Raw genomic sequence first — 10,047 nt, 5'->3', positions numbered from 1 at the left:
GTCCAACTGGCCCGACCGGTGCCGATGGAAACGACGGCGCTGCTGGTGCTGCCGGCGCAGTAGGCGCTACCGGGCCGACCGGTGCTGATGGAAACGACGGCGCTGCTGGTGCTGCCGGTGCGATCGGTCCAACTGGCCCGACCGGTGCCGATGGAAACGACGGCGCTGCTGGTGCTGCCGGCGCGATCGGTCCAACTGGCCCGACCGGTGCTGACGGAAACGACGGCGCTGCTGGTGCTGCCGGCGCAGTAGGCGCTACCGGGCCGACCGGTGCTGACGGAAACGACGGCGCTGCTGGTGCTGCCGGCGCGATCGGTCCAACTGGCCCGACCGGTGCTGACGGAAATGACGGTGCCGCTGGTGCTGCCGGCGCAGCAGGCGCCACCGGCCCGACCGGCCCGACCGGCCCGTCGAACACGTCGCTCGCTTGCGCAACGGCATTTTCGTTCTCCTCCGGGACACCTACTGGCGGATCAGGATCATTGTTGAGCGCCCATGCGGCGGCAACGCTCCAGTCCACGGCTTGCACATCCAAATACGTTACGGGTGGGTACTGCACAAACACCGACAAGAACTGGGCGCTGTTCACCGAAAAAGCCACAGCAGTGTCGGCAGGTGCGTGGCAGTGTGATTTCGTCAACCTGACCGGAACGTCGGCAGCCGGTTCGGTCACCGTATGTGCGATCTGTACGCCATGAGGTAACGCGCTCAGCGCGGGCAAAAACGACGAGCCACACCCGCGAGGAAGGTTACGAACCGATCTGGTTCCGTGCGTTTCGCTAGAATCGTCGCCTCATGGGTGAGAAGGCAGAGATAGCGGCCTGCGGTCTCCTCTAGCGGCTGCAACGCTGGCCCTCGTCTGCCTGCTGGCTACTACCGGGCCGTCGAATTGGGCGTTTTCCGAGCCCGCGGCTTCCGAGGATCCACAGTCTATTAACCGCAGGCCGTGGCAACGTGTCCTCACCCAGCTAAGAGCCGGGCGCGATCGATTCGCTGCCGACCTCGAGCAAGCCCGAGAACATCTAATCGCCCGCGCAGAGCGTGAGAACCCGGAGCTCGCGCAGCGCCTCATCGACAAGCCGGCGGCTCCACGCCGAACCGGCTACGGGCTCCTACCCGACGTCGAGCCCGATCCGTCGTTTCATGAACTGGAACCTCGCCGCCAGACCCACTCGCTAGGATCGTTGACGGCAGTGTCCGCGACGAACTTCCGTGACGCAGCGCTGCTGAGCTTGCGTGTGGCCGAGGAAACGACAGCGCCACTGGAGAGCCTCCAGCCGCTTCAGGCGTACGGGCCGGATTGACGACGGCGTCTGACTACGCAAAAGGCCCGCACCCGCGACGATGCCCAACGCCGTCGCCAGCGGAAACGCCAACCCGGTGCTCGGCTCCGCGAGTTAGGGCACGTCGATAACGTCCGACTCCGGCGAGCGGATCCGCTATACTGGGGCGTTCCACATCGGACGGTTTCCGGTATCGGCCTCCGGCCGCAACAGGATCGGCGGGAGCCGACCTCGAGTTTTCGGACCGGACGCCCGGACAACGTGTCGAGGTACGAAGGGCCGCACCATGAGAGTGCCAATGTTGGACCTGCGCCCGCAGCTGAATGCCATCGGAACCGAGCTCATCGAGGCGATCCACGAGGTCGTCGGCTCGACGCGCTACACCGGCGGCGAGTTCGGGATCGGGGTCTCGTCGGGAGCCGACGCATTGCTCGTGGCACTGACGGCTCTCGATGTCGGCATGGTCGTAACCAACGACCCCGAGCTGGGCTACTCCACAGGCGACTTTCCGGTGAGTGAGCATGCGGCCCGGCACACGATCGCCCTGCCGATCTACCCCGAACTGACTCGCGGAGATGCAGGACCGAGTCGTCGAGAAGCTCGGAGCCTTCTATGACTAGACGCGTGTGCGTGGTCGGCGCCGGCCGTTGGGGAATGAACCACATCCGCACGCTGGCCGGTCTGGGATGCCTGGGCGGGATCGTCGAGGCCAATCGGGTAACGCGAGAGGAGCTTGCACAGGCCTACCCCGGCGTGAAGATCTTCGCCGATCTGAGCGCCGCGTTCGACGAGGCGTTCGACGGCTTCACCGTGGCCACTCCGGCCGAAACACACTACGCCATAGCCCGAGAGATCATCGAGCGCGGGCGCCCGGTGCTGGTGGAAAAACCGATCGCCCTGACCAGCGAACACGCGCGAGAACTGAAGACCCTGGCCCGGCAACGGCAGGTCAACCTGATGGTCGGCCACGTGATGCTGTTCCACCCCGCCATGCGCAAGATCAAGGACCTGATCGACGGCGGGAAGATCGGCAAGCTCGCCTACCTCTACAGCAACAGGCTGAATCTCGGAGCGGTGCGCACCGAGGAGAACATCCTGTGGAGCTTCGCACCGCACGACATCTCGCTGTTCCAGTACTTCATCGGCGAGATGCCGCGAGAGGTCGTCTCTCGTGGCGGTGCCTTCGTCCAGCCGCATCTGCACGACTCGACGATGACCGTGCTGACCTACCCCGACAACGTCGTGGGCCACATCTTCGTCAGCTGGCTGCACCCGTTCAAGGAGCATCGGCTGGTGGTCATCGGTTCCAAGGGCATGCTGTCCTTCGAGGACTCTTCGGAGAGCAAGGAGATCCGGTTCCACGAGAAGGGTATCGACTGGGTCCGCGGGGCGCCGATCAAACGCGAGGGGCCGACGGAGACCGTACCCTACGACGCCAGGATGCCGTTGACCGAGGAACTGAGTTACTTCGTGGCCCACCTCGACGGCACGCCCGTGGAGATGTCCGACGGCCAGAACGCGCAGGACGTGCTGGAAATCCTGGAGAAGGCATCGGAGAGTCTGGTGACCCAGAACGACGCAACGCTGGACAAGGGTGCCGGTCACGACTATTTCGTCCACCCATCCAGCTACGTCGACGAAGGCGTCGAAATAGGCGAGGGCACCAAGATCTGGCACTTCTCGCACGTGCAGTCGCAAACCAGGATCGGACGCGACTGCACGATCGGGCAGAATGTGAATGTGGGCAGCAAGGTGAGCATCGGAAATCAGGTCAAGATCCAGAACAACGTCTCGGTCTACGAGGGCGTCGAGCTGGAGGACTACGTGTTCTGTGGACCGTCGATGGTGTTCAGCAACGTGATCGACCCCCGGAGCAAGTATCCGCAGTGCGGCTCCGAGTTTTACCGCAAGACGCTGGTCCAGGAAGGAGCCTCGATCGGCGCCAATGCGACGATCGTCTGCGGCAACACGATCGGGCGACATGCGTTCATCGGCGCGGGGGCGGTGGTGACCAAGGACGTCCCGGATTATGCGGTGATGCTCGGAGTTCCCGCGGTACGCAGCGGATGGGCCTGCGAATGCGGTCAGATCCTGCCCGGGTTCGACGACGAGGTGATTTGTTCCAAATGCGATCGAGGCTACGGGCTTCGTGAAGGACTGCTGACGCCAAATGTATGAAGGCAAGACGGTCGGCGTTGTCGTGCCGGCCCACAACGAAGAGCTTCTTATCGGTCGCACGATCGAGACGATGCCGGACTACGTCGACAAGATCATCGTGGTCAATGACAAGAGCGACGACAGGACGGCCGAGGTGGTGCGGGGCTATGTGGCCAGGCTCCCCGATCGGGTCGTGCTGATCGACCTCGCCGAGAATCAAGGCGTCGGCGGGTCCATCGCCGCGGGGTACAGGTGGGCCCGGGACCACGAGCTGGAGATGACGGCGGTGATGGCCGGCGACGCCCAGATGGATCCCGACGATCTGCCGGCACTCCTCGACCCGATCGTCCAAGACAAGTCCGATTACACCAAGGGCAACCGGTTGTTCTACGGCCGGGCCTGGCACATGATCCCCAAGGTGCGCTACCTGGGGAACTCGGGCCTGTCGTTATTGACCAAGATCGTCTCGGGCTACTGGCATATTGCGGACAGTCAGGCCGGCTACACGGTGGCCTCGTTGCGCACGCTGAAGACCCTCGATCTGGACAAGATCTTCAAGCGCTACGGCATGCCCAACGACATGCTGGTCAAGCTGAACGTCTACGACTTCCGGGTGCGCGACGTGTACGTCAAGCCGGTGTACAACATCGGCGAGAAGTCGGGAATCCGCATCGGCAAGGTGTTCTTCACCATTCCGATGCTGCTGCTGCGACTGTTCTTCTATCGCATGATACAGAAGTACGTCATCCGCGATTTCCACCCGTTGATCCTGTTCTATTTCTTCGGGGCCACGCTGCTGTTTCTGGACGGGCTTCTGGTGATCCGCCTGATCGTGCTGTGGATCGCGTTCGGGTCGGTTCCGCCGATCACCGCGCTGGCGATCCTGTTCTGCTCCACGCTGGGATTCCAGTCGCTGCTGTTCGCGATGCTCTTCGACATGGAGGCCAACAAGGACCTCAAGGGCGACTAGCTAGCGGCGCCTGGGCTGTACGTGGTGAGGTATGGATGAAGTCGAAGGATACGGAGAGCGGCGGAGATGCTTACGAGGCGCTCCGTCGCCGGCTTGGTGCGATGGAAAGACTCGAGTTCCTCTTCTTCTGGCTGCGGTGGTTCTATCCGAAGGCGCGCGGCGTCACCTGGTATGTCTTGCTGTACTGCTTTCTGTTTCAGAAGGTGCTGCGAATCAACGGGAGAGTGCCCTGGCCAGTACATTTCACGTCACGCATCCTCTATCCGAAGAACATCACGGTTGGAGACAACTCGCCTGTTGGTCTGAGCGGCGGAGGTTACGTGCAAGCGCGCAACGGAATCATCATCGGGAACAACTTTCGAATGGGGCCAGGTGTTGGTCTCATTAGTGCGAATCACGACCTCGACGACTACGACCGTTGGGCGCCGACGGCACCGATCACGATTGGAGACAATGTCTGGATAGGGATGAACACGGTCGTCCTACCAGGTGTTCGGATCGGTGATAATGTTGTCGTCGCCTCAAATTCCTGCGTGAATCGAGACATCCCCCCCAACTCAATTGCGGGAGGAGCGCCGTGCCAAGTAATCAAGGAGAAGGGGCCCTACCAGGGCAAGAGCTACGACAACGTCTGATGTCGAAGCGCTTCAGGCTATTCGTCTATGCATCCTTGCTGTTTCTTTGCTGGTACCTGTGGCGCCATGATTTTCTCGTCGTGCCCAAGGTGCGATCGTTTGGCTTACTGAGCGCATCCTTCGTGTTCTTGGTTGGCGGCTTCCTAGGCGGCGCTTTGGCGTGGAACAGGATTCTGTCGAGATCCGGCGTTGACAGCTCACCGGGCGAATGCGTGGCCTCCATGGGACTGTCTATCTTCGGCAAGTACATCCCAGGCAAGTTGTGGATGATCCTGGGCCGCGCCGCCTACATCGCTCAACGAAGGGGGGAGTCTCTTGCGACATTATCCGCCATTTCTCTCAATGATCAGTTCATCGGCCTATGGGTTGGGCTAGTTCTTGGAACGTTCGGGCTGATGGCGATTGGCGGAGTTCAGCTGTTCGGATGGCTGCTGCTCTTCTCGTGGATTAGTCTCTCCGTGGTCGTATTCAGCCCATGGGGGCATCAGACTGCGGAACGGTTGCTGAAGACCTTCCTGAAAAGGTCCATCAGCTTACCGAGGCTCAAGATCAGCGAGACCTGCAAGCTGCTGCCATGGTTTCTCGGGTACTGGACTACGTGGGCCATAGGCTTTTCCTGTTTCGTTTCAGGTCTATCGGGCATTGACCAGGGAATGGCAACAGGGCTCGCGTTTCCACTCGCCGGCACGCTTGGGATCATTGCCATCTTCGCCCCGGGGGGGCTCGGTATCCGGGAAGGAATCCTGACAGCCTACCTCAAGCTAGCGGGGCTTCCGCTACCTGAAGCCACGACCATCGCGGTCGCATCTAGGCTCTGGTTTCTGGTTGGGGAGAGTGCGTTTTTCGTGTTAGGCCTCGTCGCCAATCGGCACGAGTTGCGAAGTCGAAGCGCTCCGCCTTCCGCCCGCCGGAACACTAAAGAGTCGTTCGATGGGGTTCGCCGCGTGACCCGTGACGTGGAGCGCGACCATCGCCGAGTGGAACCGGAGTAGTCGATGCCGGATAGGGCAAAGGTGTTTTTGGCCGGAGTGCTGCTTGCCACGGTGCTTCTCGTGGCCTACTCCAACCACTTCAACAACGGCTTTCGTTTCGACGATACCCACACCATTGTCAGCAACGGGTACATCGCGGACATCCGCAACATCCCCAGTTTCTTCACCGACGCAACGACGTCGAGCTCGCTTCCCGCGAATCGGGCATACCGCCCGGTGTCGACGATGCTGAACGCCATCGATTACCGGCTCGGGAACGGGCTCGATCCGTTCTACTTTCACCTGTCGATGTTCTCGTGCTATGTCGTTCAACTGCTGCTGATGTTCGTCATGTTTCGGACGATCTTCGATCATTGCCGCCCGCACCGGCACAATCCGTGGCTGGCTCTGTTCGGGACCGGGTTTTACGGGCTGCACGCCGCCAACGCAGAGACGCTCAACTACATCGGAGCCAGAACAGACTCGTTCTCGACGCTGTGTATCGTGGCCTCGCTCGTGCTGTATCAAAATCGGTGGGCGCGCAGGTTCCACCTCTACCTGCTGACCATGGTCGTCGGCATCTTGACCAAGCAGACGGGAGTGATGTTCGCTCCGCTACTGTTCCTTTACATCCTGTTCTTCGAGGAGGGGACCCTCGAGGATTCAGGGCATCGCGTCGGTGCGTGGGCGAGAATCGGTCGCGCACTGCGCAAGAGCGCGCCGGCGTTCGTCCTGGCGCTTGCGCTGTTCGCCTTCAACCAGGCCTACATGACTCCCGAGACGACGGTATCAAGCAACCAGACTGTCAGTCGCGTGGACTACGCGGCGACCCAGCTCTATGTGATGACCCACTATCTGGGGAATTTCGCGGTGCCCGTCCGACTGAGCGCCGATCCGGACTTTACCGTGATCGAGGGCTTTCTCGATCGGCGAATCCTCCTCGGATTCGGTGCGGTCCTGATTGTGCTGTGGGTGGCCGTCTCGGCAATGGTCAGGGTCAAGACGAGGCCGATCGCCTACGGCATCCTGTGGTTCTTCGTGGCGTTGGCACCGACGTCGAGCGTCGTCCCGCTCTATCAGATAGCCAACGACCACCGCACGTTCTTTCCGTATGTCGGACTGGCCATGGCTGTGAGCTGGGGCGCCGGCCTGGTGCTGGGCAGGTACGAGTCGACGATCCTGAGCACGCGCTGGCTCAAGCCTGCGATCGTGGCGCTGTTCTGCGTCGTGATCGCGGGCCATGCCTACGGGACGCACCGTCGAAACGACGTCTGGAGCTCCCCGGAGAAGTTGTGGCTCGACGTGACGCTGAAGAGCCCGCGCAACGGACGAGGATTGATGAACTACGGTTTGACTCAGATGCGGCTGGGCAGGTATGAGTTGGCGCTGGACCACTATCAACGAGCCCTCGCGTTCGTGCCCCACTACTCGTACCTGCACATCAACCTGGGCGTGGTGAAATCGGCGATGGGAAAGCAGGAAGAAGCGGAACAGCACTTTCGGAACGGTCTCAGCCACGGCCGCACCAATCCGGAAGCGTATTACTTCTACGCCCGCTGGCTCAAGGAACAGCGCAGATTCGTGGAGGCCAAGCGGCACCTCGAGGCGGGTCTCGCGTTGAGCCCGCGACACGTCAAAATCCAAGCGATGTTGAGCCAGGTGGCGGCGCGGGCGACTCAAGCCGCAGAATCGGACATCGAGAGTCTGGCACGCAAGGCGGGCGAGGAACCGAGCGCGCAGAACTACGCCAACCTCAGCCTGAGCTACTACCAAGCTGGGCGCTACGAGGAAAGCATCGAGGCCTGCCGGCAGGCGCTTGAACTGAATCCGCGGTCGGTCATCGCCTACAACAACATGTGCAGTGCGCTGGTCCAGCTCGGCGAGTACGATCGGGCGATCGAGTCGTGCGAGACGGCCCTGGAGATCGACCCCGACTTTGGCCGCGCCAAGGCGAATCTGGCCTGGGCCCAGCAGAGCAAGGCCGCACGGTAGGTGGGTTCGACCGTATCAAGGAATCCTGGGTGCGACGTATTGCCTCCACTCATCCTACTTGAACCCCAAGCGTCCACCGACTACTTTGTCTGCGACTAGAGTTGATCGAGACACCCGGGCGGTTAGCTCAGCTGGTTAGAGCACCTGCTTTACACGCAGGGGGTCACTGGTTCGAATCCAGTACCGCCCACCATCTTCGCGCAGCCGGGAATCCTCCACGTATAATGACGGTTGTATCGGCAGGGGCGTGAAGGAGCGGGTCTTGAGACGATTGTCATTCCTGGTTGCCACGGCGGTCCTGATCGTCTCGCCCGTCGTGGCCGAGGACGTCCCCACCGACGACGACAAGTACCGCGTCAGTCGTCTACAGGGCACCGTCCAGCTGGACCGCAGAAACCCGGTCACGGGTGCCACCGTGCGTGTCATGGATCCCGCGACGGACCATCGCCTCTATCTGACCTCCACCGACCAATCGGGCAAGTTCCGCGTCGGCGGTCTGCCCAATGGCGATTACGTCATGACCCTTCGACGCCAGGGGTTGGAGACCGTCATCAAGAACGATATCCAGATCAAGTATCCGTTTCGTGCCGTGGTCGAGATCACGATGAAGCCCGGCGCGACTTCCGACACAGCGCAGTCGGCGACCAACGCCAGCACAGAAAACGGACCCGCAACCCTCGATGCGACGGTGGCGGATACCGACGGGAAACCGCTGAGCGAGGTCTATGTAAGGGTCGTGCGTCCCGACGGAAGCTACGGACCGCGAACCGTACGGACCGACGAGGCGGGTCAGTTTCGGATGGAAGAGCTGGCGCCGGGACCCTGGCGGCTGAATGTACGCGGTGCGGGATTCCTCTGGCTATCGACGATGCTCGAAGTCGAAGGAACGACCGAACTTCAAATCGGCCTGGTCTCTCAACCGCCGGGCTACGTGCCGACGCCCAACGAATTGATGCCGCCGGAGCGACCGATCCCGCCGACGGACCTACTGCGCTAGCCGTTCTATCACGACGCTAAAGCCGTGCGGCGGTCGGAGTGGCGTCAAATCGTCGCTGATACCCCTCCGGATGGCCAGAGTGCCAGCGCCACGCCGACGCGACGATCTCTCGCAACGATCCATGAGTGGGCTTCCAGTTCAGTAAACGTCCAGCCCGTTCCGACGACGCGACTAGCGTTGCAGGGTCGCCGGCTCTACGAGGAGCCGGGCTCACCGAAATGTTGCAGCCCGTGATCTCCTCGACCGTACGGATCACTTCCTTGACGGTGTATCCATGTTGCCCGCCCAGGTTTATGTTACCCGGGTTGGGTCCGTCGCACTCGAGAGCACCGAGAGCCGCCAGGTGTGCTGCAGCCAGATCCTCGACATGAATATAGTCCCGGATACAGGTGCCATCGCGGGTCGGATAGTCGTCGCCAAATATCGGTACCGTTTCGCCGCCATGTAGTGCCGTCAGTAAGAGTCGTGGGATCAGATGTGATTCCGGTGAGTGGTCCTCGCCGATATCGCCTGATTCGTGAGCCCCGGCAGCGTTAAAAAAACGCAGTGAGGCAAAACGTAATCCGTACGCCTGATGATACCAATGCAACGCTCGTTCGAATGCGAGCTTTGTTTCGCCATACGGATTCGTCGGGATCGTCGGGTGATCCTCGTCAATGGGTGTCCGTTGCGGCTCGCCATAGACCGCAGCGCTGCTGGAAAACAAGAATCCGCGAACGTCGTGACGGATCACCGCTTCAAGTAAACGAAGTCCACGTTCGAAATTGTTTGCGTAGTAACCTGCCGGATTCTCAAATGAGGGTCCGACCTCGCTGGTTGCGGCGAGGTGGGCCACGGCGTCGAATCGTTCATCGCCAAGCAGTTGGTTCAGGACCTGCGAGTCGGCGAAGTCCGCCTCGATCAGTCTCACGCCACCGAGAGCTTCGTGATGTCCGGTTGAAAGATCATCTAGCACAACCGGAGTATGGCCGCTGTCTTTGAGCAGTTGAACGAGATGACAACCGATGTATCCGGCACCTCCCGTGACAAGTACCTTCGCCAT

Annotated in this window: 8 protein-coding genes, 1 tRNA gene and 1 pseudogene; 9 read left to right on the top strand and 1 reads right to left on the bottom strand. The window is 61.3% G+C overall.

Going from position 1 to position 10,047, the window contains the following annotated elements; all coding sequences use genetic code 11:
* From OES25_05040 to OES25_05000, 9 genes and pseudogenes are all read left to right on the top strand, one after another.
* Positions 1 to 455: pseudogene (locus OES25_05040) on the top strand (hypothetical protein).
* Between the two features lie 1,126 nt (positions 456 to 1,581).
* Positions 1,582 to 1,899, top strand: coding sequence for a hypothetical protein (locus OES25_05035; GenBank protein MDH3627005.1), 318 nt, complete (start codon positions 1,582 to 1,584; stop codon positions 1,897 to 1,899).
* Positions 1,896 to 3,461 carry a Gfo/Idh/MocA family oxidoreductase gene (locus OES25_05030; GenBank protein ID MDH3627004.1) on the top strand — a complete coding sequence of 522 codons (1,566 nt, stop codon included), beginning with the start codon at positions 1,896 to 1,898 and terminating at the stop codon, positions 3,459 to 3,461. The genes OES25_05035 and OES25_05030 overlap by 4 nt, the downstream gene beginning before the upstream one ends.
* Positions 3,454 to 4,410 carry a glycosyltransferase family 2 protein gene (locus OES25_05025; protein ID MDH3627003.1) on the top strand — a complete coding sequence of 319 codons (957 nt, stop codon included), beginning with the start codon at positions 3,454 to 3,456 and terminating at the stop codon, positions 4,408 to 4,410. Before OES25_05030 ends, OES25_05025 begins: the two co-directional genes overlap by 8 nt.
* 35 nt (positions 4,411 to 4,445) lie before the next feature.
* Positions 4,446 to 5,045, top strand: a complete 600-nt coding sequence (locus OES25_05020) for an acyltransferase (protein MDH3627002.1) — start codon at positions 4,446 to 4,448, stop codon at positions 5,043 to 5,045.
* Entirely contained in the window at positions 5,045 to 6,037 is a 993-nt protein-coding gene (locus OES25_05015) for a flippase-like domain-containing protein (protein MDH3627001.1), read from the top strand. Before OES25_05020 ends, OES25_05015 begins: the two co-directional genes overlap by 1 nt.
* A gap of 3 nt (positions 6,038 to 6,040) precedes the next feature.
* Positions 6,041 to 8,008, top strand: a complete 1,968-nt coding sequence (locus OES25_05010) for a tetratricopeptide repeat protein (protein MDH3627000.1) — start codon at positions 6,041 to 6,043, stop codon at positions 8,006 to 8,008.
* Between the two features lie 116 nt (positions 8,009 to 8,124).
* Positions 8,125 to 8,201, top strand: a tRNA-Val gene (locus OES25_05005).
* A gap of 69 nt (positions 8,202 to 8,270) precedes the next feature.
* Positions 8,271 to 9,005: a carboxypeptidase-like regulatory domain-containing protein gene (locus tag OES25_05000; GenBank protein MDH3626999.1), complete on the top strand. Its 735-nt coding sequence runs from the start codon at positions 8,271 to 8,273 to the stop codon at positions 9,003 to 9,005.
* Positions 9,006 to 9,021: 16 nt separating this feature from the next.
* Here OES25_05000 and galE read toward each other — a convergent pair whose 3' ends face one another.
* Positions 9,022 to 10,047, bottom strand: coding sequence for a UDP-glucose 4-epimerase GalE (gene galE, locus OES25_04995; protein ID MDH3626998.1), 1,026 nt, complete (start codon positions 10,045 to 10,047; stop codon positions 9,022 to 9,024).

The sequence above is a fragment of the Acidobacteriota bacterium genome (assembly GCA_029861955.1).
Lineage (GTDB): Bacteria > Acidobacteriota > Polarisedimenticolia > Polarisedimenticolales > Polarisedimenticolaceae > JAOTYK01.
The sequence above is the reverse complement of the archived record's forward strand: the minus strand, read 5'-3'. Positions and strand labels throughout refer to the sequence as shown.

Excerpts from the sequence above, each read along its gene's own strand:
- OES25_05035 (MDH3627005.1), top strand. The coding sequence starts at position 1,582 with ATGTTGGACCTGCGCCCGCAGCTGAATGCCATCGGAACCGAGCTCATC.
- OES25_05030 (MDH3627004.1), top strand. The coding sequence starts at position 1,896 with ATGACTAGACGCGTGTGCGTGGTCGGCGCCGGCCGTTGGGGAATGAAC.
- OES25_05025 (MDH3627003.1), top strand. The coding sequence starts at position 3,454 with ATGTATGAAGGCAAGACGGTCGGCGTTGTCGTGCCGGCCCACAACGAA.
- OES25_05020 (MDH3627002.1), top strand. The coding sequence starts at position 4,446 with ATGAAGTCGAAGGATACGGAGAGCGGCGGAGATGCTTACGAGGCGCTC.
- OES25_05015 (MDH3627001.1), top strand. The coding sequence starts at position 5,045 with ATGTCGAAGCGCTTCAGGCTATTCGTCTATGCATCCTTGCTGTTTCTT.
- OES25_05010 (MDH3627000.1), top strand. The coding sequence starts at position 6,041 with ATGCCGGATAGGGCAAAGGTGTTTTTGGCCGGAGTGCTGCTTGCCACG.
- galE (MDH3626998.1), bottom strand. The coding sequence starts at position 10,047 with ATGGCGAAGGTACTTGTCACGGGAGGTGCCGGATACATCGGTTGTCAT.